26 protein-coding genes and 1 riboswitch are annotated in these 23,557 nt (G+C 67.7%); of the genes, 15 read left to right on the top strand and 11 right to left on the bottom strand.

What is annotated here, in order from left to right; all coding sequences use genetic code 11:
* The 5 genes from U870_RS0108350 to U870_RS0108330 form a co-directional block, all read right to left on the bottom strand.
* Positions 1-546: hypothetical protein (locus U870_RS0108350; protein ID WP_025156944.1), on the bottom strand; the 546-nt coding region annotated here is incomplete at its 3' end.
* Complete coding sequence (locus U870_RS0108345) at positions 543-1,115, bottom strand: DUF6286 domain-containing protein (RefSeq protein WP_025156943.1); 573 nt, start codon at positions 1,113-1,115, stop codon at positions 543-545. The genes U870_RS0108350 and U870_RS0108345, both read right to left, overlap by 4 nt.
* Entirely contained in the window at positions 1,112-1,435 is a 324-nt protein-coding gene (locus tag U870_RS0108340; protein ID WP_025156942.1) for a hypothetical protein, read from the bottom strand. The genes U870_RS0108345 and U870_RS0108340 overlap by 4 nt, the downstream gene beginning before the upstream one ends.
* Positions 1,432-1,623, bottom strand: coding sequence for a hypothetical protein (locus tag U870_RS0108335; RefSeq protein WP_025156941.1), 192 nt, complete (start codon positions 1,621-1,623; stop codon positions 1,432-1,434). Before U870_RS0108335 ends, U870_RS0108340 begins: the two co-directional genes overlap by 4 nt.
* Entirely contained in the window at positions 1,620-2,036 is a 417-nt protein-coding gene (locus U870_RS0108330; RefSeq protein ID WP_025156940.1) for an Asp23/Gls24 family envelope stress response protein, read from the bottom strand. The genes U870_RS0108335 and U870_RS0108330 overlap by 4 nt, the downstream gene beginning before the upstream one ends.
* A 166-nt stretch (positions 2,037-2,202) precedes the next feature.
* On the opposite strand from U870_RS0108330, the gene U870_RS0108325 reads away from it, so the two are divergent.
* The 5 genes from U870_RS0108325 to U870_RS0108305 all read left to right on the top strand — a co-directional run bounded on the left by U870_RS0108325 (position 2,203) and on the right by U870_RS0108305 (position 7,599).
* Positions 2,203-2,766, top strand: coding sequence for an RNA polymerase sigma factor (locus U870_RS0108325; RefSeq protein WP_025156939.1), 564 nt, complete (start codon positions 2,203-2,205; stop codon positions 2,764-2,766).
* The gene (locus U870_RS0108320) at positions 2,763-3,356 is read left to right on the top strand and encodes an Asp23/Gls24 family envelope stress response protein (RefSeq protein ID WP_043709816.1); all 594 of its coding nucleotides are present in this window, start codon (positions 2,763-2,765) and stop codon (positions 3,354-3,356) included. The genes U870_RS0108325 and U870_RS0108320 overlap by 4 nt, the downstream gene beginning before the upstream one ends.
* The gene (locus tag U870_RS0108315) at positions 3,353-3,640 is read left to right on the top strand and encodes a hypothetical protein (RefSeq protein ID WP_025156937.1); all 288 of its coding nucleotides are present in this window, start codon (positions 3,353-3,355) and stop codon (positions 3,638-3,640) included. Before U870_RS0108320 ends, U870_RS0108315 begins: the two co-directional genes overlap by 4 nt.
* A gap of 430 nt (positions 3,641-4,070) precedes the next feature.
* A riboswitch (M-box (ykoK) riboswitch) is annotated at positions 4,071-4,252 on the top strand.
* 245 nt (positions 4,253-4,497) lie between these two features.
* Positions 4,498-6,234 (top strand): ABC transporter permease subunit, encoded by a 1,737-nt coding sequence (locus U870_RS0108310; RefSeq protein ID WP_025156936.1) that lies wholly within the window; start codon positions 4,498-4,500, stop codon positions 6,232-6,234.
* Positions 6,235-6,261: 27 nt separating this feature from the next.
* A complete protein-coding gene (locus U870_RS0108305) occupies positions 6,262-7,599 on the top strand; it encodes a nitrate/sulfonate/bicarbonate ABC transporter ATP-binding protein (protein WP_025156935.1) in 1,338 nt (445 codons plus the stop codon).
* Positions 7,600-7,616: 17 nt separating this feature from the next.
* Here the strand turns inward: U870_RS0108305 and U870_RS25160 are convergent, their stop codons facing one another.
* From U870_RS25160 to U870_RS0108295, 4 genes are all read right to left on the bottom strand, one after another.
* Positions 7,617-7,886, bottom strand: coding sequence for a DUF6611 family protein (locus U870_RS25160; RefSeq protein WP_430623523.1), 270 nt, complete (start codon positions 7,884-7,886; stop codon positions 7,617-7,619).
* A complete protein-coding gene (locus tag U870_RS25155; RefSeq protein WP_430623522.1) occupies positions 7,795-8,109 on the bottom strand; it encodes a DUF6611 family protein in 315 nt (104 codons plus the stop codon). The genes U870_RS25160 and U870_RS25155 overlap by 92 nt, the downstream gene beginning before the upstream one ends.
* 44 nt (positions 8,110-8,153) lie before the next feature.
* Positions 8,154-8,672 carry a DUF6611 family protein gene (locus tag U870_RS0108300; protein WP_043709813.1) on the bottom strand — a complete coding sequence of 173 codons (519 nt, stop codon included), beginning with the start codon at positions 8,670-8,672 and terminating at the stop codon, positions 8,154-8,156.
* 103 nt (positions 8,673-8,775) lie between these two features.
* Positions 8,776-9,294, bottom strand: a complete 519-nt coding sequence (locus U870_RS0108295) for a hypothetical protein (RefSeq protein ID WP_240183659.1) — start codon at positions 9,292-9,294, stop codon at positions 8,776-8,778.
* A 458-nt stretch (positions 9,295-9,752) separates the two neighbouring features.
* On the opposite strand from U870_RS0108295, the gene kdpF reads away from it, so the two are divergent.
* The 6 genes from kdpF to U870_RS0108260 are packed head-to-tail and all read left to right on the top strand — an operon-like array spanning position 9,753 to position 17,593.
* A complete protein-coding gene (gene kdpF / locus U870_RS23655; RefSeq protein WP_081815236.1) occupies positions 9,753-9,842 on the top strand; it encodes a K(+)-transporting ATPase subunit F in 90 nt (29 codons plus the stop codon).
* A 2-nt stretch (positions 9,843-9,844) separates the two neighbouring features.
* Positions 9,845-11,518 carry a potassium-transporting ATPase subunit KdpA gene (gene kdpA / locus U870_RS0108280; RefSeq protein WP_025156932.1) on the top strand — a complete coding sequence of 558 codons (1,674 nt, stop codon included), beginning with the start codon at positions 9,845-9,847 and terminating at the stop codon, positions 11,516-11,518.
* Between the two features lie 2 nt (positions 11,519-11,520).
* The gene (kdpB, locus tag U870_RS0108275; RefSeq protein WP_025156931.1) at positions 11,521-13,680 is read left to right on the top strand and encodes a potassium-transporting ATPase subunit KdpB; all 2,160 of its coding nucleotides are present in this window, start codon (positions 11,521-11,523) and stop codon (positions 13,678-13,680) included.
* A gap of 21 nt (positions 13,681-13,701) precedes the next feature.
* Entirely contained in the window at positions 13,702-14,325 is a 624-nt protein-coding gene (gene kdpC / locus U870_RS0108270; RefSeq protein ID WP_025156930.1) for a potassium-transporting ATPase subunit KdpC, read from the top strand.
* Positions 14,326-14,337: 12 nt separating this feature from the next.
* Positions 14,338-16,890: an ATP-binding protein gene (locus U870_RS0108265; RefSeq protein WP_025156929.1), complete on the top strand. Its 2,553-nt coding sequence runs from the start codon at positions 14,338-14,340 to the stop codon at positions 16,888-16,890.
* 1 nt (position 16,891) lies between these two features.
* The gene (locus tag U870_RS0108260) at positions 16,892-17,593 is read left to right on the top strand and encodes a response regulator (protein WP_025156928.1); all 702 of its coding nucleotides are present in this window, start codon (positions 16,892-16,894) and stop codon (positions 17,591-17,593) included.
* A gap of 533 nt (positions 17,594-18,126) precedes the next feature.
* Here U870_RS0108260 and U870_RS24330 read toward each other — a convergent pair.
* Complete coding sequence (locus U870_RS24330) at positions 18,127-18,279, bottom strand: hypothetical protein (protein ID WP_162819114.1); 153 nt, start codon at positions 18,277-18,279, stop codon at positions 18,127-18,129.
* A 257-nt stretch (positions 18,280-18,536) separates the two neighbouring features.
* Positions 18,537-19,154 carry a TetR/AcrR family transcriptional regulator C-terminal domain-containing protein gene (locus U870_RS0108250; RefSeq protein WP_052357643.1) on the bottom strand — a complete coding sequence of 206 codons (618 nt, stop codon included), beginning with the start codon at positions 19,152-19,154 and terminating at the stop codon, positions 18,537-18,539.
* 175 nt (positions 19,155-19,329) lie between these two features.
* Here U870_RS0108250 and U870_RS0108245 point away from each other — a divergent pair, with 175 nt between their 5' ends.
* The 4 genes from U870_RS0108245 to U870_RS22465 are packed head-to-tail and all read left to right on the top strand — an operon-like array spanning position 19,330 to position 23,553.
* Positions 19,330-20,958 carry an ABC transporter substrate-binding protein gene (locus tag U870_RS0108245; RefSeq protein ID WP_025156926.1) on the top strand — a complete coding sequence of 543 codons (1,629 nt, stop codon included), beginning with the start codon at positions 19,330-19,332 and terminating at the stop codon, positions 20,956-20,958.
* A gap of 48 nt (positions 20,959-21,006) precedes the next feature.
* A complete protein-coding gene (locus U870_RS0108240) occupies positions 21,007-21,960 on the top strand; it encodes an ABC transporter permease (protein WP_025156925.1) in 954 nt (317 codons plus the stop codon).
* Positions 21,957-22,817, top strand: coding sequence for an ABC transporter permease (locus U870_RS0108235; RefSeq protein ID WP_025156924.1), 861 nt, complete (start codon positions 21,957-21,959; stop codon positions 22,815-22,817). The genes U870_RS0108240 and U870_RS0108235 overlap by 4 nt, the downstream gene beginning before the upstream one ends.
* Positions 22,810-23,553, top strand: coding sequence for an ABC transporter ATP-binding protein (locus U870_RS22465; protein WP_052357641.1), 744 nt, complete (start codon positions 22,810-22,812; stop codon positions 23,551-23,553). The genes U870_RS0108235 and U870_RS22465 overlap by 8 nt, the downstream gene beginning before the upstream one ends.
* The last annotated feature ends 4 nt before the right edge of the window (positions 23,554-23,557 follow it).

The raw sequence follows: 23,557 nt of genomic DNA, 5'->3' as shown, positions 1-23,557 counted from the left end.
GAACACGGGTATGGGGGCGCCGAGAGCTTCCTGCGTCCGGACGACGGCGTCGTCCAGGGCGTCGGCGATGGTGCGTGCGGCCGCGCCGCGACGGCAGCGGACGGTGACCTTCAGCATGGGCTGACGGCGGACTCTGTAGGCGGTCACGCTGACGCCGGCCACGCCCGTAACGGGTGCCAGGAACCCCTCGAGCAGCGCGGCCGGGACAGAGGCGTCCATCTCGATGGTGCCGTCCTCGCCCTCTAGTGCGATCACCGTTGAGGTGGCGCCGTGGCCCTGGCGCAGGATGAAGACCAGCAGGAGCACGACGAACGCCAGGGCGATCGCGAGGCTGACGAGCGCGCCGGCGCTGACGGTCGTCCCGTCCCACAGCGGTTGCCCGAAAACGTCGTCGGCCGTGCCGAGGCCGCTGTGGGCGACGCGCGTCCGCGCCCGGGCGAAGCCGGGCACGACGAGCAGTGCTGTCGCCGCGGCCGCGACGACGAGGGCGATCACACCGACGGTGCCGAGCAGGATGCGGTTGAGTGCACGGTTGCTGCTGGTCACGATCCGACCTTCCCTGTGGGGGCGATGAGAACCGACACCCGTAGTGGGTGCCCGGTGCCCGCCTGGGCGAACTCCTCGGTGACGGCCTGGCGGACCTCGTCGCGATCGATGCGCGAACCGCTGACCGGTGTGATGCGCACAGTGGCGGTGCGGCGGCCGACGGAGACGCTCACCGCGTCGGGCGGGACGGCGGCGGTGCGGGCGGCCTGGCGGGCCAGGCCTGAGGCCAGCATCTCGTCGTCCGCCACGACGGCGACGTGGTCGGCCTGGAGGTGGCGCCGGGGCCGGCGGCCGGGCAGTATGGCGAGCGCCACCAGCCAGAGGCCGACGAGCCCCGACGTCAGTGCCGCGGCGATCAGAGCCGGCGCCCCGGCGGAGGGGGCGGCCAGGACGGATTCGGCGATCGTCCGCGGCGCGACCAGCAGCGGGCGCAGGCCCAGCAGGTGGAGCACGGACTCTACGGCCACCAGAAGCGTCGCCGTAATGAGGAGGATGGCCACGATGACCGCGGCCGTCGAGCGGGGGGAGTGCGTCTCGCGGCGCACGACGCGCGCGGCGATGCGGTTCATCGGACTCTCCTCTCCGAGATGATGGCGGTAGTGGCCCGGATGTCGACGTTCGCGACCTCCAAGCCCGTGAGCGCCCCGAGCTGGGCGCGAATGTGCGCGCCCGCGTCGGTCAGCGCGGTGGTAAGCGGTGCCCGGTCGCCGAGCCCGGCGGTGAGCGACGGGGCGGCGATCGGGGAGGCGACCCGCACGGAGAGGGCGCCCCGTGCATCCCGGACCCCGACTTTGACGTCACGGAGCGTGACGCCGAGCTCCGCGGCGGCCACCGCCCGGGCCAGGTGCTCGAGCGCTAACGTCGTGAAGCGGTCCCGCCCGGCCGTCATGACGACGATCGGCGCCCGCGGAGGGCGTCCGCGACGCGGGCGAGGTCGAGGTCGCCGGCGACGACCCGGGCCGCCAGATAGCCCAGGAGCATAGCGAAAGCCGTGCCCATGAACACCCAGAACCCGAACGCCGCCCACACGACGGCCAGGGCGCCGCCGACCAGCGTGCCGAACATGGGGCGCGTCACTGGACTCGCGTCTCCTGCTCGCCCTCGTCGTCGCCGGGGACGTGCACATCGTTGACGGTCACGTTCACCTCGGTGACCTCCAGGCCGACGATGGTCACGATCGCCTGCGCGATCGCTTCACGGACATCGGCGGCGACCTTCTGCAACGCCACCGGGTACTCGGCGACGATCGTGACATCGGCGGCGACCTGCTTCTCGCCGACCTCGACGCTGATGCCCTGGCCGAGGTCGGTGGCGTTGATCGCCTCACGTAGCGCGCCGAGCGCACGGGCGGCGCCGCCACCGAGCGCGTACACGCCGGGGACCTCGCGGGCCGCGATGCCGGCGATCTTCGCCACGACGGCGTCGTTGATGACCGTCTTGCCCAGCACCGACTCGGTGCCCGCTGCGGTGGTGGGGGTGGTGTTAGCCATGTCGTGTTCCTTCCGTTCCGTTCTCGGGAGCCGTCGTTGCGCGACTCACAGCTCTAGGACGGTCGAGGTGGCACATTCCTCACGTTTCGAACCTGTGAGCTTCCTCAAAAGCCTAGATTGGCTATCTACTCATCTTTCTAACAGACTGCCCGGTAGCGTTCTAGGGGTGAGCAAGCCGGACGTGGGCCGCCCTCAATGGGTGAGCGACGAGATTCTCGCTGGCCGAGCGGCGGACGGGGACACGGCCGCATTCGCGGTCATCGTCCGGCGACACGCCCCGCTTATGCGCGCGTATGCCGCGCGCATGCTTGGCTCGACCTACGAGTCCGACGACGTCGTGCAGGAGACGTTCGTGACGGCGTGGAAGCGGCTGGGCGAGCTCAACGAGGGTGCCGCGGTGAAGTCGTGGCTGATGCGCATCCTCAGCCCCCGGTGCATTGACCGCATCCGCGCGCGTCACGAGTACGATGACGTGACTGAGGTGGATGCGGCCGCTCCGGCCGACCAGAGTCCGGACCATCTGGCGGAAGTGCGAACCGCCAGCGAAGCGCTCGGTCGGGCGCTCGACGAGCTGCCGCCGCTGCAGAGGAGGTGCTGGGTGCTCCGAGAGGCCGGGCAGTACAGTTACGAGGAGATCGCGCAGGAGCTGGACATCCCGATCTCGACCATCCGCGGCCAGCTGGCGAGCGGGCGGCGGCGGCTTCTCGAGGCGATGGAGGGATGGCGATGACCGATCCGCTCCTCCCCGAGGACGAGATGATCGACGGGCACACGCTCGACGAGCTCAGCGACTATCTCGCCCGCGGCCGCACGCCGGCCGACGCGAGCATCGACGGCTCCGCCGAGTGCCGCGCGGCATTGGAGGCACTCGAGCGGCTCAGCCGGACGACGCGGACCATGCTCGAAGCCGATGCCGCTAGCCGCCCGACCGACGACGGGTGGGTGGGCCGCATCCTCGACGGAATCCGACTGGATGTGCAGGCTGGCCGCCGCATCCCGGTCGCACATCCCGACCCCGCCGCCGATCTCGCCCTCACTGAGGGCGCCGTGCGCGCGCTCATTCGCAGCGTGGGCGATGCGATCTACGGTTTGATCGTCGTCCGCACCAGGATCGTCGGGGACGTTGAGACGCTTGGCGCGCCGATCCAGTTGCATGTGGAGATCTCGGTGCGCTATGGCGAACCGTTCGGCGAGGTCGCGGCGCGGATGCGCTCGGCCGTCGTGGAAGAGCTGTCGCGTCATGTCGAGCTGACCGTGGGCGCGGTGGACGTCACGGTGACCGACGTGTGGGACCCCGACCGGGATGGAGGCGGCGCATGACCGACGAGCACGTGGACGCGACTCCCACTCTGGTCGACACGGTGGCGCGGGTGCCAGGTGTCACCCGGCTGTATCCCGCCGGTACGCTGATCGGCCGGATGGCTGGAGCCGACGATGTCGACGTGGGCGCTGACCGCATCCGCATCCGGATCGGTGTCGTCGCGGACGACTCCGCCGCGGAGGTGTGCCGCCGCGTCTACAGCGTCGCCCGCGACTGGGCGCGCGCAGCAGGAATGGCGAACGCGATCATCGAGATCACAGCGGCCGGCATCGAAACCCAATGAATACCAAGCCGGCCCAAGCCCGACAACTCTTTCCTACGGACTCAATCGAATTGGTGGAGGACTCTGGAAATCGAACCAGACACGTCGCCCCGATAGGCGAGTCCCCCTAACGGTCGACCAGCTTAGCCCTTCCCAGACCCCGCCGCGAAATTCGCTTGGCTTAAGATCGTGTCCTATTTCTAGCTATCTGCGAGCTTCGGCCATTTGGCCACAGAGCCCTAAGACGATGGTTTTCAAGCAGCATGCCCCCGTGCGCGGTGAGAAGAGTCGCTAACTAACAGGTCAACTCATCTTGCGACGGGCGTACAGCACTACGCCCGATAGCCGATCCCTTGCGCGCACGTGTACAGGGGACCCCGCAGCGGCGGCGGTCGTTAGGGTTCAGCAAGGGGCCGGCCGCCGTCCGGGATTCTCTGCTACCGTTCTTGAGGCAGAACTTCGTTAGGTGAGGCTTCTGCGCGAACACAGGCCACTGATCTGACGACGTCGAGAGACGCCCAAGATCAGGACAGGTCTCCCCGGCTTAAGGGGTGATCCCAAGTGGCTTCCCCCCGGTCCGACCGGATCAGGGATACGTCGTGCAGTGCCGAAGCTCTTACGTGGGAGTCTCGTCCGCGGCCGGTGCCGCCGCGGGTGACGCCTGGCGCACGCCTGCCCCCGAACGCGAGGAGGTGACCCGCCGTGAGCGACGATCATAGTCCGTCTCGTCCCTGCTGCGCCCCGGCGACGGCGGCCTCTACGCGTTCCGCGTCCGGCCGCCGCTGACCTCCGCGCGGCACGGTGACGCCCTCATCACGTCCCCTGTCGTCCTCTGCCGCCTCCGGCCCTCGCCGGTCGCGGCCCAGGGAGGTCTTGTCATGCCCCTGCTCCGCACTGTCCCGGGCGCCGGCACGCTCCGCCGTGTCCGCTTCCGCTGGATCGATGTCCTGGTCGCCGTCGCGATCGTCGTCCTCTTCTACCTGATCATCCAGGCGACCGCCGGCGCTTCCGCGCCGGTGCGGCTGGCCGAGGTGCCGTCGTCGATCGACACCGACCCGGCGCTGCTGCCGTATTACGCGCTGCGCTCGCTGCTGCGGATGTTCGCGGCGCTCGCGGCGTCGTTGGTGTTCACGTTCGTGGTGACGACGGCCGCCGCCCGGCTGCCGCGCGCGGAGAAGGTGATCCTGCCCGCGCTGGACATCCTGCAGTCCGTTCCGATCCTCGGCTTCCTGTCGGTGACCGTGACCGGGTTCATCGCGCTCTTCCCCGGCTCCACCCTCGGGCTGGAGTCGGCCGCGGTGTTCGCGATCTTCACCTCACAGGTGTGGAACATGACCTTCTCGTTCTACGCGTCGCTGACCAGCCAGCCGCGCGACCTCGACGAGGCCGCCCGGCTGATGCGGCTGACGAAGTGGCAGCGGTTCTGGAAGCTCGACGTTCCGTCGGGGATGATCCCGCTGGTCTGGAACGGGATGATGAGCTTCGGCGGCGCCTGGTTCTTCCTGGCGGCCTCCGAGGCGATCACCGTCAACAACCACAGCTTCGCGCTGCCCGGCGTCGGCGCCTACGTCGCCTCGGCGGTCGAGGCCGGCCAGCTCGACCGGGTCGGCTGGGCGATCGTGACGATGGCGATCATGGTGCTGGGCGTGAACTTCCTGTTCTGGCGGCCGCTGGTCGCCTGGGCGGAGCGGTTCCGCCAAGAGGAAACCGCGCCGACCGACCGGCCGCGCAGCGTCGTCCTCGACGTGATCAGCCGGTCGTGGCTGCCGCGCGTCGTGGAGCGCGGGTTCGCCCCGATCGGGCGCGGACTCGACAGGGCGACCCGGCCGTTCGGGCTGGCCGAGCACCCGCTGCGGGTGCCGGAGGTGCGCAAGCGCACGCTGGACGTGGTCGTGACCGTGCTCGTCGTCGCCGCGATCGTGGTCGGCGCCATCGCCTCCTACCTCTTCATCCAGCGCTCGCTCGGGATGGGCGCGTTCCTGGAGGCGTTCGGGCTCGGCGCGGTCACGATGGCGCGCGTCGTCGTCATCCTGCTGTTCGCGACCATCATCTGGGTGCCGGTGGGCGTGTGGATCGGCATGAACCCGCGGATCAGCCGGCTGGCCCAGCCGATCGTGCAGCTGCTGGCGAGCTTCCCGGCGAACTTCCTGTTCCCGTTCGCGATCGCGTTCTTCGTCGCGACGAGCATCCCGCTCGACTACGGCGGCATCCTGCTGATGGCGCTCGGCTCGCAGTGGTACATCCTGTTCAACGTCATCGCCGGCGCCAGCGCCATCCCGACCGACCTGCGCCAGGCGATGGACAGCTTCGGCGTGGGCCGCGTCCAGCGCTGGCGGAGGCTGATCCTCCCGGCGATCTTCCCGGCCTACGTCACCGGCGGCATCACTGCGGCGGGCGGCGCGTGGAACGCGTCCATCGTCGCCGAGGTCGTCACCTACAACCACCACACCTACACCGCGACCGGCCTCGGCGCGTACATCGCCGACGCCACCCAGACCGGCGACATGGCCCGTGTGCTCGTCGGCGTCATCGTCATGTCCGTCTTCGTCGTCGGACTCAACCGCCTGTTCTGGCGCCGCCTGTACGCGGTCGCCGAGAAGCGCTTCAGCCTCTGACTTTCCGCCCGTAAGGAGGGCCCCATCATGATCACCACGAACACCGCACTCATCGACGTCCGCGACGTCACCAAGTCGTTCGCCACCGACGGCGGCGAGAAGACCGTCCTCTCCGGCGTCACGCTCACCATCCACCAGGGCGAGATCGTTGCCCTCCTCGGCCGCTCCGGCTCCGGCAAGAGCACACTGCTGCGGTGCATCGCGGGGCTGATCGCCCCGACCACCGGAACCGTCTCGTTCAAGGGTGACGTGCTCAACGGCGCCAACCCGGGCACGGCGCTGGTCTTCCAGTCGTTCGCGCTGCTGCCGTGGCTGACCGTGCTCGAGAACGTCGAGCTCGGGCTGGAGGCCAAGGGCGTCCGCCCGGAGGAGCGACGCGAGCGCGCCCTCCGCGCGATCGACCAGATCGGCCTGGACGGGTTCGAGTCCGCCTACCCCAAGGAGCTCTCCGGCGGGATGCGGCAGCGCGTCGGGTTCGCCCGCGCGCTCGTCGTCGAGCCCGACGTGCTGCTGATGGACGAGCCGTTCTCGGCGCTGGACGTGCTCACCAGTGAGAACCTGCGCGGCGAGCTGGTGCGGATGTGGGGCGACGGGACGCTTCCCACCCGCACGGCGCTGATCGTCACGCACAACATCGAGGAGGCCATCCAGCTCGCCGACCGCGTCGTGGTGCTCGACTCCAACCCGGGCCGGATCAAGGCCGAGCTGACCGTCGACCTCCCGCAGCCCCGCGACCGCCGCAGCCCGGAGTTCGAGGCGCTCGTCGACGAGGTGTACGGCATCCTCACCGGCCAGCAGGCCGAGCCGCGCGCGTCCGGCGTCGGGGACGTCGCACGACCGGCGATCCTCCCGGACGGGATCGACATCCCGCTGCCCGCCGTCAGCACCGGTGAGCTGGGCGGTCTCGTCGAGCTGCTCGCCGAGCGCGGTGGGCAGGAGGGCCTGGCCGAGATTGCGGACGAACTCCGGTACGAGCTGGACGACCTCCTGCCGGTGGTCGACGCTGCTCAGCTTCTGAAGCTTGCCCGGCCGCAAGGCACCGAACTGCGCATCACCGAACAGGGCCGTCGCTACGCCGCCGCTGACCTCCTCCGCGCCAAAGAGCAGTTCGCCACCCTCGCGATGGAAGCCGCGTGCCTCGTGCGGCGCATCGTCCGCGACCTCCGGCACACCGGAACCGGAGCGATCAGCACGGACGACATCCTCACCGAGCTGCGCGCCTTCTACGGAACCGATGACGCCCAACAGCAGCTGGACACCGCCATCGACTGGGGACGCTACGGCGAACTCTTCGAGTACGACGCCGACAGCGCGAGACTCTTGCTTCCAACGCATCCGGATGCCCAGCAAGAAACCAACTCGTAGAGCATCTGCGTTGTCGGTCAAACTCGAACGTGTTCTCGGCTTGCAGCTGAGTTGTAGATGGCGGCCCATTCTGCTTCGTAGCGTACGGGGTCGATGCAGCCTCGGCGTTGCGATTCCAGTTGGTCGAGCCGGGTGATGACTACCCGAAGCCCTTGCACATCCCCGCATTCGGTCATCTCGCCGGCGACGAGGATTTCATCTGCCCGGATTGCTCGGGCTCGACTCGGGAGGTCTCGGGTGAGATTCGGCCCTAGCCAGAGGCCGGCTAGATACGCGACGACGACGATCGGCCATCCCGGGGTGCAGAGCGGCGCCGGTCGTGACAGCAAGGGTTGCTCCGGTAATCGGCCATGTTCGCACGAACTGGAGAACCCGTCGCCCTGTCGCCGGTGTCCCGGGTGGGTAGATCGTCAGCGGGTAGCGCTCCCAGAGTCCTGGGCTCGCGGGCCGCACGACCTTGCGGCCCCAGGGTGCGTGTCCCTCGGTCAGACGTCGAACAAACTCGTTCATGGTCCTGGTTCGCGCTACTTGGCACGTCGACCTGGCTGTGAGTTTCAGTGGTGCTCGAAGACCTGGACGGTCTCGGCGGGCAGCGAGTCGTAGACGTCCGTCCATTCGGCTTCGTAGCGCACCGGGTCGAGGAGTCCTGTTCGGCGACGCGTCTCTAGGTCCATGAGGCGGGTCGCAGCAGCTCGAAAGAGGTGGACGTTGCCGAACTCCCGGAGCTCGCCGCCGATGTATTCGGAGGCCACTGTGACGGTGCGCGATTGGGCGCGAAGGTCACGAGTGAGCCGGCGCAGCACCAGGAAGCCCGCCACGTAGACCGAGAGCACGGTCACCAGGCTGAGCACGGGCCCTTTGTCGCTGAGGAATACGAGGGAGAAGAGGCAGACGATTCCGCCGCCGACGGGCCAGGTGTGGCTGAGATGCAGGAGCCGGCGCTGCCCGTGGGTGATGCCGGGTGGATACACGGTGAGCCGCACTCGTTGCCAGATCCCGCGGCTGGCGGGAGATACGTCGAGAGTTCCCCAGGGGGTGCGTCCCTCGAGGAGCCGGCGGACAAGCTCTTTCACGAGATTAGGATGCGCCGCTGTCATCGTCGCCGCGCCGATCTTTGCGATGTCCATACGGTGTGGGCCCGAACGCTAACGCGTTCCTGGCGAGTGCGGCGTTCGTTCATCGTCTGCAGGTCGTGGCGGACCATGAACGCTCGTCGTCGTCGGGAACGTGACGGCGTGCAGGGTCGACCTCACGCAGACGCGTGGTGCCCTGGCAGGGGATGGCGAGCAGGTCGCCGACGCGGAGATCGGACACCACCTCCGGCACGGCCAGAGACCCGACGGACTCGCCCACCGGGTGGATGCGTGCGCAGGCGTCGCTCGCGGTCGATACGCGGCCGATCAATCGCAGTTCGCAAATGACAGCGTTCGACTCGGTGAGGCGCGCGTCGATCCAGATGTCGATCGCGCCGTCTGCCGCCGTGTTGATCTCAATCACACGCGTGACGATGACGGAGGTGGTCTCGGTGGGCGAAGGCATGCCCCCGGTGCCGGGAATCACCGCGGCTGCAGTGTGGACAGACGGGGTATTGCACCACTCGGCGAGGCGGGTGAGGGAGACACCGGCGACGGTGACGTCGTCGATCGAGGTAGTGGTGAACTCGGGCCAGAGGTCGCGTCCGAGTGGGTTCGGCATTGAGGCACGAAGCGAAGGGAGGATGTGTGTCAGTGTCATGCGACACCTGCATTGCGAATGGTCACAAGCGATGGTTCTACGCCGCTAACGAGTGCTCTTGGGTCCTCCTAACGGAACCTCCACGCCCTGCCGGCCGAAACTAACGCTGTGCAAACGGGAGATGTGCGCCGCGCGGTCACACCGTTCCGCCTCTATTCGAGGCCGCTGCGGCCGTGTCCCGGAGGGAAACCGTTAGGACTTCCGTACCCGGCGTATGGATAGCGTTAGGACCCGGTTCCGGGAGTTCGGCTTCCACTTATATAGGTCAATGGTTCCGGCAAAGCGCCGGATCCCGACGCCTTGGCCCCAAGGCGTTGTAACCCGGATGGAGACATTCCCGTGTTGGACCTGATTTGCGTCGTGGGGATCATCGCGCTCGGTGCGATCGTCGCCCTGGTCGGCAGAGGGGTGGAGAAGCTGTGATCTTCTTCAACCTGCTGGCGGCGGCATTGGCCGTCGCTTCGATCGCATACCTGGTGTATGCCCTGCTGAAGCCGGAGAAGTTCTAGAGATGACGATCTGGCTTTTCGTGGCGATGCTCGCCACGCTCGTCCTCCTGCTCGGGCTTTCCTATCGCCCATTGGGTGATTACATGGCGGCGACGTTCACGTCGAGGAAGGACCTCCGCGTCGAGCGCGGGTTCTACCGGGTGATCGGAGTCGACTCCAGGGTCGACCAGAGCTGGTCGGTCTACCTGCGCAGTGTGTTGGCGTTCTCCATCCTCGGGGTGCTGCTGGTGTATGCGCTGCAGCGCGCCCAGGCGGTGCTGCCCTACTCTCTCGGCCTGCCGGCCGTGCCGGAGGGGCTGTCGTTCAACACGGCGATCTCGTTCGTGACCAACACTAACTGGCAGTCGTACTCGCCGGAGGTCACGGTCGGCTACACGGTGCAGATCGCCGGGCTGGCGGTGCAAAACTTCCTCTCCGCCGCTGTCGGCATCGCCGTCGCCATCACCCTGGTCCGTGGCTTCGCCGCACACCGCTCCGGCACGATCGGCAACTTCTGGGTGGACATGACCCGGGCGACGCTGCGCATCCTGCTTCCGCTCTCCATCGTCTTCGCCGTCCTCCTCGTCGTCGGCGGTGTGATTCAGAACTTCAACGGGTTCACCACAGTGAGCACCCTCACCGGAGGCACGGCGACGATTCCGGGTGGTCCGGTCGCGTCGCAGGAGGTGATCAAGCTCCTGGGTAACAACGGCGGCGGATTCTTCAACGCGAACTCCGCGCACCCCTTCGAGAACCCGACGGCGTGGACGAACCTCGTCGAGATCTTCCTGATGCTGCTGATCCCGTTCTCCCTACCCCGGACGTTCGGCAAGATGGTGGGCGACAACCGCCAGGGCTACGCGATACTCGGCGCGATGGCGACGATCTTCGTCGTCTCGCTCGTCGCACTGACTCTCTTCGAGCTGCAGGGCGGCGGAACGGCCACCCAAGCCGCCGGCGGGGCGCTCGAGGGCAAGGAGCAGCGGTTCGGCATCCTCGGCTCGACCCTGTTCGCGACGACGAGCACCCTGACCTCGACCGGTGCGGTGAACTCGATGCACGACAGCTTCACCCCGCTGGGCGGGATGATGACGATGATCAACATGATGACCGGCGAGGTCGCTCCCGGTGGTATCGGCGCCGGACTCTACGGCATCCTCGTCGTCGCGATCATCTCCGTGTTCCTGGCCGGACTGATGGTCGGCCGAACCCCGGAGTACCTGGGCAAGAAGATCGGCTCGCGGGAGATCAAGCTCGCCAGCCTCTACATCCTGATGACCCCGACGCTGGTGCTGCTCGGCACCGGCCTGAGCTTCGCGATCCCGGCGATCAAGGACAACATCGAGAAGGTCTCGATCTTCAACCCCGGCCAGCACGGCTTCTCCGAGGTGCTGTACGCCTTCACCTCGGCGGCCAACAACAACGGCTCCGCGTTCGCCGGCCTCACCGCGAACACTCCGTGGCTGAACGCCGCCCTCGGAAGCGTGATGTTCCTCGGCCGGTTCCTGCCGATCGTGTTCGTCCTGGCACTGGCCGGCTCCCTCGCAGCGCAGGACAAGGTCCCGGCCACGTCGGGCACGCTGCCCACGCACCGGCCCCTGTTCGTCGCCTTCGTCGTCGGCGTGGTCATCATCGTCGCCGCACTCACCTATTTCCCCGTTCTCGCGCTGGGTCCCCTGGCGGAAGGGCTGCACTGATCATGTCCACACTCACCAACACCGCGGATCCGCGCGGACAGCACCACCAGGATCACGGCGACAGAGCACCGAAGGGCGCGTTCAACGCCCGGCAGCTGATCGCCGGCCTTCCCGGCGCGTTCCGCAAGCTCGACCCGCGCGACATGTGGCACAACCCGGTCATGTTCATCGTCGAGATCGGCGCGGCACTGACCACAATCCTGGCGATCGCCGAGCCCTTCCTCGGCCAGCAGAAGTCCGGAGGGACGGTGACGACCCTCGCATTCACCTGGGCGATCGCCGTCTGGCTGTGGCTGACCGTGCTCTTCGCCACCCTGGCCGAGTCGGTCGCCGAAGGCCGCGGCAAGGCGCAAGCGGCCAGCCTGCGCAAGACGCGCACCACCACGGTGGCCAACCGGGTGACCGACTACGACGAGAAGTCGGACGCCGCGGCCACCGCGGCCGCGGTCGCGCAGGTCGCATCGGCCGATCTCACGCTCGGCGATGTCGTCGTGGTGACCGCAGGCGAGCTGATCCCCGGGGACGGCGACATCATCTGGGGGATCGCCTCGGTCGACGAGTCGGCCATAACAGGCGAGTCCGCCCCGGTGGTCCGCGAGTCCGGCGGCGACCGCAGCGCGGTCACCGGCGGCACCCGGGTGCTCTCCGACCGCATCGTGGTCCGCATCACCAGCAAGCCGGGTGAGACCTTCGTCGACCGGATGATCAAGCTCGTCGAGGGTGCTGCCCGGCAGAAGACGCCCAACGAGATCGCACTGAACATCCTCCTAGCCGCGCTGACGATCATCTTCGTCGTCGTCGTGCTCGTGCTCGGCCCCACCGCGGGCTTCGCGGATGCCGCTCCGAGCGTCACCGTCCTGGTGGCACTTCTCGTGTGCCTCATCCCGACGACGATCGGCGCGCTGCTCTCTGCGATCGGCATCGCCGGCATGGACCGGCTGGTGCAGCACAACGTGCTCGCCATGTCCGGCCGCGCGGTCGAAGCGGCCGGCGACGTGACCACGTTGCTGCTCGACAAGACCGGAACCATCACCTACGGCAACCGACAGGCCGCGGAGTTCACCGCGGTCGAGGGCGTCGCCCAAGCCGACCTGGTCAAGGCCGCGGCGCTGGCCTCCCTGAGCGACCCCACCCCCGAGGGTTCCTCGGTGGTGGCCCTCGCCTCCCAGCTCGGCTACCCGCACGAGGGGGAACTGGCCGGTGAGGTCGTGCCGTTCACGGCGCAGACCAGGATGAGCGGCGTCGACTTTGCCGACGGCTCGCAGGTGCGCAAGGGTGCCGCGTCGATGGTGGTGGCGTGGGCGGAGGAGTCGGCCCGGGTGCCGTCCTCGATCCTCAGCGATCTGGACGAGAAGGTGCTGCACATCTCCGAGGCGGGCGGCACGCCGCTCGCTGTCGCGACCAAGTCCGCGTCGGGCGAGGCCACGATCCTCGGTGTCATCTACCTGAAGGACATCGTCAAGACCGGTCTGGTCGAGCGATTCGCCGACATGCGCCGAATGGGCATCCGCACGGTCATGATCACCGGCGACAACCCGGTCACAGCCAAGGCGATCGCGGCCGAGGCGGGCGTCGACGACTTCCTGGCCGAGGCGACACCGGAGGACAAGCTCGCGCTGATCCGCAAGGAGCAGGAGGGCGGCAACCTGGTCGCGATGACCGGCGACGGCACCAACGACGCACCCGCGCTCGCGCAGGCGGACGTCGGCGTCGCGATGAACACCGGAACGTCGGCGGCGAAGGAGGCCGGCAACATGGTCGACCTCGACTCCGACCCGACCAAGCTCATCGACATCGTGCGCATCGGCAAGCAGCTGCTGATCACCCGCGGCGCCCTGACGACGTTCTCGATCGCCAACGACGTGGCCAAGTACTTCGCGATCATCCCCGCGATGTTCGTCGGAGTGTTCCCCGGCCTGCAGGCGATCAACATCATGCAGCTGCACTCGCCGTCCTCAGCGATCCTGTCGGCGGTGATCTTCAACGCGATCATCATCGTCATCCTGATCCCACTCGCGCTCCGCGGCGTCCGGTACCGGGCCACGACCGCGTCGGTGCTGCTGCGCAGCAATCTGCTGATCTACGGACTCGGCGGGATCATCGCCCCCTTCATCGGCATCAAGCTGATCGACCTCGTGGTCAGCTTGATCCCCGGATTCTAAGAACCAGGAACGGAACTCATCATGAATGCTTCGGCACGTGGAACCGGGCGCCAATACTGGGTCGGCCTTCGAGCGCTGCTCATCGTCACCGTCGTGCTGGGGGTCGCATACCCGCTGCTCATCACCGGCATCGGCCAGCTCGCCTTCCCGAACCAGTCCAACGGCACGACCGTCAGCTCGCAGGGCAAGGTGGTCGGCTCGGCCCTGATCGGACAGTCCTTCACCGACAAGAAGGGCAACCCACTACCGCAGTGGTTCCAGTCCCGGCCCTCCGCCGCAGGCAACGGATACGACGGTGGGGCATCCAGCGGCAGCAACCTTGGGCCAAACAACCCCGACCTACTCAAGGCGATCAAGGAACGCAAGCAGACCATCGAGAAGACCGACGGTGTCAACGCCGACCGTATCCCCGCTGACGCGGTGACCGCCTCCGGGTCCGGTCTGGACCCGCACATCTCGCCGGCGTACGCCCTCCTGCAGGTGGATGCAGTGGCCAAGGCGCGCGGAATCAGCGCCGACTCCGTTCGCAAGCTGGTGAACAGCCACATCCAGCAGCGAGACCTCGGCTACCTCGGAGAGCCCATCGTCGACGTGCTGCAGCTGAACATCGCGCTGGCGGCGATGGACCCCGCCGGAAACAAGTAGGAGCACGGACCGATGGCAGGACGAGGCCGACTCCGGGTGCTGCTCGGCGCAGCACCCGGAGTCGGCAAAACCTACCTAATGCTCGAAGAGGGGCACCGGCTCCACGACCTGGGCAAGGACGTCGTGGTGGCGGTCGTGGAGACGCACGAACGCGAGGCCACCGCCGCCCTACTCGACGGCCTCGAGGTGATTCCGCGCAGGACGGTCGAGCATCGCGGCATCGTGCTGACGGAGATGGACCTGGACGCGGTCATCGCCCGCAGACCGGCGATCGCCCTGGTCGACGAGCTCGCCCACACCAACGCCCCGGGCTCGGCGAACGAGAAGCGCTGGCAGGACGTCGAGGCGCTCCTCGCGGCCGGCATCGATGTGATCTCGACGGTGAACGTTCAGCACATCGAGTCCCTCAACGATGTCGTCGAACAGATCACCGGGGTGCCGCAGCGGGAGACCATCCCGGACTCCATCGTGCGCAGCGCCGACCAGATCGAGGTCGTCGACCTCACCCCCCAGTCGCTGCGCGACCGCCTCGCCGACGGCCAGGTGTACCCGGCCGCGCGGATCGATGCCGCCCTGTCTAACTACTTCCGCCTCGGGAACCTGACCGCGCTGCGCGAACTGACCCTGGTCTGGCTCGCCGACGAAGTCGACCAGTCGCTCCAGCGCTACCGCGCCGAACACGGCATCCAAGCGAAGTGGGAGGCACGCGAGCGCGTGGTCGTCGCGCTCACCGGCGGCCCGGAAGGCGAGACCCTTCTCCGACGCGGCGCCCGGGTGGCCGCCCGGTCGGGCAGCGGCGAACTGCTCGCCGTGCACGTGGCCAGCCAGGACGGCCTGCGGGAGACCGACCCAGCAGCTCTGGCCGCTCAGCGGAAACTGGTCGAGGAGCTCGGGGGCTCTTACCACCAGGTCGTCGGTACCGACATCCCCGAAGCGCTCGTCGCCTTCGCCAAGGCGAGCAACGCGACCCAGCTGGTCATTGGCGTCTCGCGGCGCACTCGACTCACCGCGTTCCTGACTGGTTCCGGAGTCGGTGCCACCGTGATTCGGGAGTCCGGCGATATCGACGTGCACATCGTCTCGCACGCCGCCGCGGGCGGTCGCAACCTGCCTAGATTCCGCCGGACCGGTGCGCTGAGCGTCCGGCGCCGGGTCTACGGATTCGCGCTCGCCTTGATCGCCGGGCCCCTGCTGACGCTGGGGCTGACCCAGATCCGCAGCAGCGACTCGCTCACCGCCGAGGCGCTCAGCTATCAGCTCCTGGTGGTGGTCGTCGCCCTGGTGGGCGGCATCTGGCCTGCGCTGTTCGCGGCCGTCCTGTCGGGCCTGACACTTGACTTTGTCTTCGTCAGTCCTTACAACACACTCACCATCGGTCGGCCCACCCACCTGATCGCACTGGCCCTCTACATCGTCATCGCTGTCCTAGTGAGCGTGGTCGTCGACCAGTCGGCGCGGCGGACCCGCAGCGCCGCTCGTGCGGCCGCCGAATCGGAATTGCTGGTCACCATCGCCGGGAGCGTGATTCGCGGCGGAGACGCCGTGCAGTCCCTGGTGTCGCGCACACGGGAGGCGTTCGGGCTGCGGGCGGTGCGCTTCACCGCGGACGACGGAGCCGTGCAGAGCGTCGACGGAGAAATCCCGGCCGACACGACGCCCACCCGCGTCACGGTCGGAGAGCGAGGAACATTGGAGTTGTTCGGCGACGATCTCCAGGCCGGCGACCGACGGCTGCTGTCGGTCATCGTCACCCAGCTCGAAGCGGCACTGGAACACGCCGACCTCAGCACGGCGGCGCGGGAGGTGGGACCGCTGGAGGCCACCGACCGTGTCCGAACCGCTCTGCTCGCTGCGGTCGGCCACGACCTCCGCCGACCCCTGGCAGCGGCGACGGCCGCAGTGACCAGCCTTCGATCCGCAGGCAACCGCCTCACCGCCCGCGACAAGGTCGAGCTTCTTGACACTGCGGAGGTCAGCCTGCGCAACCTCGCCGACCTCCTGACCAACCTCCTCGACGTCAGCCGTGTTCAGGCGGGTGTCCTCGGAGTCTCGTTGCAACCGGTGGATCTAGAGGATCTGTTACCGCCTGTTCTCGACGAACTGTCGGTGAAGCCAGGCGAAGTCATGATCGATGTCCCGGACGACCTCCCCGCTGTCAACGCCGATCCGGTGCTGCTGCGCCGGGCGATCGTCAACCTGCTGAGCAACGCCCTCCGGTACTCCCCGAGCGGGCGTCCGCCCCGTCTCAGTGCCAGCACCTTCGGCGGGCACGTCGAGCTTCGCGTCTCCGACCACGGCCCCGGCGTGCCCGACGACCGCAAGGAGGAAATCTTCCACCCCTTCCAACGGATGGGCGATACCGACAACAACGCGGGCATCGGCCTCGGCCTGGCCCTGACCAAGGGCTTCGTAGAGGGCATGGGCGGGACCCTCACCGCCGAGGACACCCCGGCGGGCGGCCTCACCATGGTCCTGTCCCTCCCTGTCGTACAGGAGAGCGAACCACAGCGCTCCCAGGAGCCCGCCAATGACTCAGCAGCCGCCGAACCGATGAAGGATAGCTGACGTGAAGATCGTCGTCGCGGACGATGACCCGCAGATGCTCGGCGCGCTCCGCATCATGCTCGGTGCGCACGGTTATGACGTCGCTTTGGCGCGCAACGGCAAGGAAGCGCTGCGCCAGGTGGTCGACCAGCATCCGGACCTGCTGATCCTCGACCTCGGCATGCCGCAACTGAGCGGCGTGGAGGTGATCAAGGCGGTCCGGGGCTGGAACACCGTTCCCATCCTCGTCGTCTCCGGCCGAACGGACTCATCCGACAAGGTCGGGGCGCTGGATGCCGGCGCTGACGACTACGTCGCCAAGCCCTTCTCCGCCGACGAACTGCTGGCGCGGATCCGGGCACTGACCCGACGTGCTGCCGGCGCCGTAGAGTCACCAGTGGTGCGATTCGCCAATGTGTCCGTCGATCTGGCGAACAAGATCGTTCTCGTTCAGGGTGACGGCCGGGAGAAGCCGGTCCGGCTCACGCCGACGGAATGGCAGATCCTCGAGCTCCTCCTCCGCAACCCGCGCAAGCTGATCACCCAGCGCACGATCCTGACCGAGATCCGGGGCCCGCAGCACATCAGCGACTCGGGTTACCTTCGCCTCTACATCGCGCAGCTCCGCAAGAAGCTCGAACCCGACCCGGCTCGACCTCAGTTCATCCTCACCGAACCGGGTATGGGTTACCGATTCCAGCCCGCGCCCGACAGCGACGCTTAGGAGAATCGAAAGGCCGTTGCTGCCTTAGAGACCTGGACAAAGAGGATTGAGACGACGGAACCAGGGTTCGACGCACGGCAACTCGAATCGATCGCGCAGCTGGCACGCGCCGACACAGCGAGTCTGACACGGCCTCTTCCCGAGATCAGGTTTCTCGATTCCCGGACACCGGCAGTCTCCACCAGGCCGGTGGGGAGGAGGCCCCCAGGGGCGCGCGTATCCGATGTGCGGCCCGGTCTCGTCCTCCAGCTTTCAAGCGCCCATTTTCCTGCGGAGGCGTCGACAGTGGACGAGGCCACAGTGAGCGCACTCTGCCGAATCCAGGTCGGGGTCACCCACCTTCTGGGTCGCGGTTGGCCGCAGCTCGTGGAACCGCGCGGCCCCGCGGTGCTCCTTGGGCCCCGGGTCGATCGCGATGGGAATGCGACATGGTTCGCCGGACTCTACCGGTGCTGCCGGGCCTCGAGAAGAGCGGCGTCGCGCTCGCTGTCGCGGCGCGAGGGCGAGCGATGCCGCCCGCCCCTGTCACGCATTCACCCCCGGTCGCTCCGGGCGAGACGGGACCGGGTGAAGGTGGTCGCGTCGATCGCGCAGTCGCACCCGGCGCGGATCCGGGCATCGGTGGCGGGACTGATGAAGGTCTCGACACGATCGCGGGTGCGGTTGCGGGTGCGGGACTCGGGCATTCGGGTTCCTCGGCTGGTCGGCGCTGCACAGTGTGTGACCTGGTGGCCCCATCCCGAGTGGCCACCAGATCGTCCGGCAGGAAGTTGCCCGCTTCCGCCGGTTTCCTGGCCGTGCGGGGAGATGCCCGGGGCGGGATCGAGTGTCGCTTCGTGACAGGCGCGCGATCCGAGATTCATGCTGCCGAGCTTCCGGCGCGAGAAGAACCCGATGGGCGAAATCTCATACCGAAGCTCACCCCAAGGCGCACCCACTCCGCTCACGGTTCGGCGGATCGCGCGACCTCCGAGCGTAGTCCTTTGATGAGCACACGGAGCCCGAACTGGAACGCGGCGTCGGCCGGGGAGACGTCGGTCGTGGCGCGCTGCGCTTCGAGGGCCTCGACGAAGGTCGGGGCGAGGTCCTCGTTGCCGGAGGGGGCGAGGTTGTCCGCCTCCGCCAGGACGTCGAGGGAGGAGCCGATGATGAAGTTCTCCAGGGCGACGATGGCGCGGACGATCTTTGGCAGCGGCCAGCCGCCGCGCAGAAAGCTCTTGACGATCGACTCGTAGCCGGTGACCGACGACTCGGTACCGTCGATCGCGACGACCGCGAGCAGGGCGATGAGGTAGGGGTTCGTCGCGATGGCCTGGCGGTAGGAGTATGCCCACGGGATGATCGCCTCGTACCAGGGCATCGAGTCGAAGTGGTGCGCCTCGATCCTGGCGCCGGTCTGTCGGCGCATCAGGTTGACCAGGGTGCGGCGATCGCGCACGTGGTTGTAGAGCGCCGGCGTCTGTACGCCGAGACGGCCGGCCAGGCGGGACATGGTGAAGTCGTCCGCTCCGGTCTCGGCCAGCACGTCGAACGCGGCATCGACGATGGACTCCTGCGTCAAGAGCGGCTTCGAAGGTCGCCCCGCCGGACGCCGCGCATTGGTCATCGCCTTCCCCCTCCTCGGTGCCTCTATCCTAGACGGAAAATTAACACCTTTAGTTATTCGTCGATCCGTGCATATAATTAAGCCCATTAATTTTATGGACACCGCACCACCCGAGTCCGATTGGATTGCAATGACGCACAGACGACTTCTCGGCGCCATCGCCGGGACCGCCGCTATCCTCCTCCTCGCCGGCTGCGCAGGTGGCCAGCACGGCCAGAGCACGGCGAAGATCGAGTTCAGCTCGGACACCCCGAAGGCGACCGGAGCACTCGACAAGATCACATGGAACCTGCAGTACGAGCCGTCCAGCGTCGATCCCGCACATTCCGGCAACTACGCCGAGAACCAGGTGATCGCGAACCTCTGCGACACCCTGCTGCGCGTCGACCCGACCGACCCGTCGGTGGTAAACCCGGGCCTGGCCACCAGCCACAGCAACCCGACGCCCACCACCTGGGTCTACGACCTGAACCCCGCCGCGACCTTCTGGGACGGCACACCGGTGACCCCGGAGGACGTGGCCTTCAGCCTCATGCGCAACAAGGACGCGAACCTCAACTCCTACTACGCGCCCTATTTCTCCGATGTCACGAGCGTCGAGAAGACCGGCGACCATCAGGTCACCGTGAACCTCTCGGCTCCGGATGCGCAGTTCGACCGGGCGATGTCGAGCCCGGCCGGCACGGTCATCGAGAAGGCCTACGCCGAGTCGAAGGGTGACAAGTACGGGACGCCGAGCGGCGGCGCGATGTGCTCGGGCCCGTTCCAGTTCGGCAGCTGGACTCCCGGCAAGGAGCTCACGATCACCAAGAACGCGAAGTACTGGGATTCCGCCCTCGAGCCCAAGGTCGGTGCGGTGACCTTCACGTTCATCGGCGACGGCGCGACCCTCGCGAACGCCCTCCTCAGCGGGCAGGTCGATGGGAGCTACCAACTGCCCTGGGACGCCCTCCAGCGGCTCTCCACCTCGAAGGTCGGCAGTGTCTACTACACGACGAGCACGATCGTGTTCTCGCTGATCGTCTCGGCGAAGTCGGGCCCCCTCACCGACCCGAAGATCCGCCGAGCCCTCGCCTACGCCCTCGACCGGAAGGGCATCGTCTCCAACGCGTTCGCCGGCGCGGCGACGGGGGTCAAGGCCCTCGCCAGCCCCGACACGTGGACCTACGCGAAGGACATCTACTCAGCCGCGTACGACAAGCTCCCCGCAGCCGAGCAGAACCTCGAGAAGGCGAAGCAGCTCGTCAAGGAGGCGGGCTCGCCGAACCAGCCGATCGTCCTCGCCTACGCCAGCGGCGCTTCGCAGTACGTCGCGACGATCTTCGACTCCATCCAGCAGACCGGGAAGCAGATCGGCCTGAACATAACGCTCAAGCCGATGCCTGTGAAGACCTACAACTCGATCTTCGGCGACGAGAACCTCCAGAAGGGCATCGACGGCTTCGAGACCGACTGGTACCCCGACCTGCCCGACCCACTCAACTTCTACTCGATGTTCGTGAAGGACGCCTCCAGCCTGACGTTCGGCTACGACAACTCCGTGGTGAACTCCACCCTGACCGAAGCAAAGCAGACGGCGGATCCGAGCGCGCGGGCGACGCTCGTCGCGAAGGCGCAGGAGCGGATCACCACCGACCTGCCCTGGATGCCCATCGCGGAGGAGGCGAACACCCTCTTCATGAACAAACGGCTCACCGGCGCCCCGACGGCGTTCGTGCAGCTCAACTTCCCCTGGGCGGCGCGACTCGGCGCTCGCTGAGCCCGGACAGAGCACCTCCCGACCACCCCTCCCGAAAGACAGGAACCGATGACTCTCGTCTGGTTCATCACCAAGCGACTGCTCTACGCGGTGATCACCGCGCTAGTGGCCAGTTTCGCGGTGTACGCCGCGATGTACTACTCGCCGACGAGCTCGCTCGCGCTGCTCCTCGGCGGGCGCAACGTGTCGCCCGAGCAGATCGCCCACGTGAAGCAGCAGTACCACCTCGACGAGGGCCTGCTCGCGCAGTACGGCCACTGGCTCACCGACTTCCTCGGCGACAACCTCGGCACGTCGTTTCTCTACCGAGCCGACGTGTCGAGCCTGCTCGGGAACCGGATCGCCACGACCTCCTTCCTGCTGGTCTACGCGGGCATCCTGATCCTGGTGATCGGGATCACCTCGGGAGCGCTGGCCGCCCTGAAAGCGGGATGGGTAGACTCGGTGCTCCGATTCCTGTACTCGGTCGGGATCGCCGTCCCGTCGTTCGTCGCCGCGACGGTCCTGATCGCCCTCTTCGCGGCGCAGTTCCCGATCTTCCCGGCGTACGGCTCGGGAACCGACTTCTGGTCGAGGATCTACTTCCTGACCCTTCCCGCCGTCGCCCTGTCGATGTCGAACATCGCCTACATCGGCAAGGTCACCCGGGCGTCGATCAACGGCGTGAAGTCCCTCGACTTCGTCTGGGCGGCGAGCGCGCGCGGAATCCGTCCGCGCACGATCACGATGCGCCACACGATGCGGAACGGGCTCCTGCCGGTGATCACGGTCGGGGGCTTGAGCATCGCCGGACTGATCGCGGGCACGGTCGTGGTGGAGACGGCGTTCGGGCTCGACGGCATCGGGTCGCTGCTCGTGCAGGCGATCACCCAGAACGACTTCGCGGTCGCACAGGCGATCGTGCTCATCCTGATCGTCGTGTTCATCCTGCTGAGCACGCTGGTGGACATCCTCTACGGACTGCTCGACCCGCGGGTGGCGGAAGGGCTGGTGGCATCGTGACCGCGACCACCGAGGCGCCGAAGCGCTACCGGTTCCTGCACACGCTCTCGTCGCGGGCGAGCTCGCCGTGGACCGTGAGGATCGCTGCGGCGTTCCTCGTCCTGCTCGTCCTCGTCGCGATCTTCGCGCCCCTGGTGGCCCCGTACGATCCCGACACCGGGTCGCTCGGCGGCGCCTACCTCGGCGGCAGCGCCGATCACCTCCTCGGCACGGACGCGTCGGGTCGCGACATCCTCTCGCGCCTGATCTACGGCGCGCGTTACACGCTGCTCGGGGCGATCCTCATCGTGGGGCTCGCGACCGTCATCGGTGTCGGACTGGCCGTGTTCGGAGCGTGGAAACGTACCAGTGCCGACGCGGTCGTCGTGCGCGCGTTTGACACGATCCTGGTCCTTCCCGCGCTGCTCCTGGCGCTCGCCGCCACCGCGCTGTTCGGCGCCGGGCTGGTCGCCGCCGGCATCGCGCTCGCGATCGCCTACGTGCCGTACATCGGCCGCGTCACCCGCTCGTCCGCGCTGCAGCAGACGGCGCAGCCCTACATCGCCGCGCTCCGACTCCAGGGGTTCCGGGCGTCCCGGGTGGTCTGGCGGCATCTGCTGCCCAATCTCGCCGGACTGATCATGGCGCAGATCACGGTGCTCTTCGGCTACGCGATCATCGACATGGCGGCAGTCTCGTACCTCGGTCTCGGAGTGCAGCCGCCGACGGCCGATTGGGGCACGATGGTCGCCGCCGGACAGTCCAGCATCGTCCGCGGCTACCCGGAGGAGTCGCTCTATGCGGGCCTCGCCATCTTCTTCACCGTCTTCGCCTTCAACATCCTGGGCGACTATTTCGGAAAGCGCTTCAATGTCTGAGCCGACCGTCCACATCGACGATCTCGTGGTGACGCTGCCCTCGGCACGACGCCGGGTTGTCGACGAGGTGAGCATCACCATCCGTCCCGGCGAGTGCCTCGGCCTCGTCGGCGAGTCGGGCAGCGGCAAGTCGGTGACCGCCCGTGCCCTGCTCGGCATCCCCCCGACCGGTATGACGGCCAGCGGGCGGCTCACGGTCGGCGGACGCGAGCTCGACCTCGGCGACGCCGAGACGATGCGCCGCTGGCGCTCGGCAGACGTCGGTGTGATCTTCCAGGATCCCGCAGCGATCATGGACCCGACCAGGACCGTCGGCGACTTCCTGACCGAGGTGCTCGTGCAGGAGCGGGGCGTCAGGATGCCGGAAGCGAAGGCGAAGGCCGCCGACATGCTCGCCTCCATGGGCCTCCGCGACACGACCGCGCTGCTCTCGCGGTACCCACACGAGTTCTCCGGCGGCCAGCTGCAGCGCATCTGCATCGCGGCTGCCCTGCTCCCGGAGCCGAAGCTCATCATCGCCGACGAGGCGACGACGGCGCTCGACAACTCCAGTCAGGCGCTCGTCATCGCGCTGCTCGACCGGGCGCGTCGGGAGCGGGGGCTGTCGATGCTGTTCATCACCCACAACCTGGAGCTCGCGCTGGCCTTCTGTGACCGGATCGCGGTCGCCTACGCCGGGCGCATCGTCGAGGTCGGCGACGCCGCGAACATCGCCGGGCGCACGCAGCACCCCTAAACGC

Source organism: Leifsonia aquatica H1aii, from assembly GCF_000633535.1.
GTDB lineage: Bacteria > Actinomycetota > Actinomycetes > Actinomycetales > Microbacteriaceae > Leifsonia > Leifsonia aquatica_A.
The sequence above is the reverse complement of the archived record's forward strand: the minus strand, read 5'-3'. Positions and strand labels throughout refer to the sequence as shown.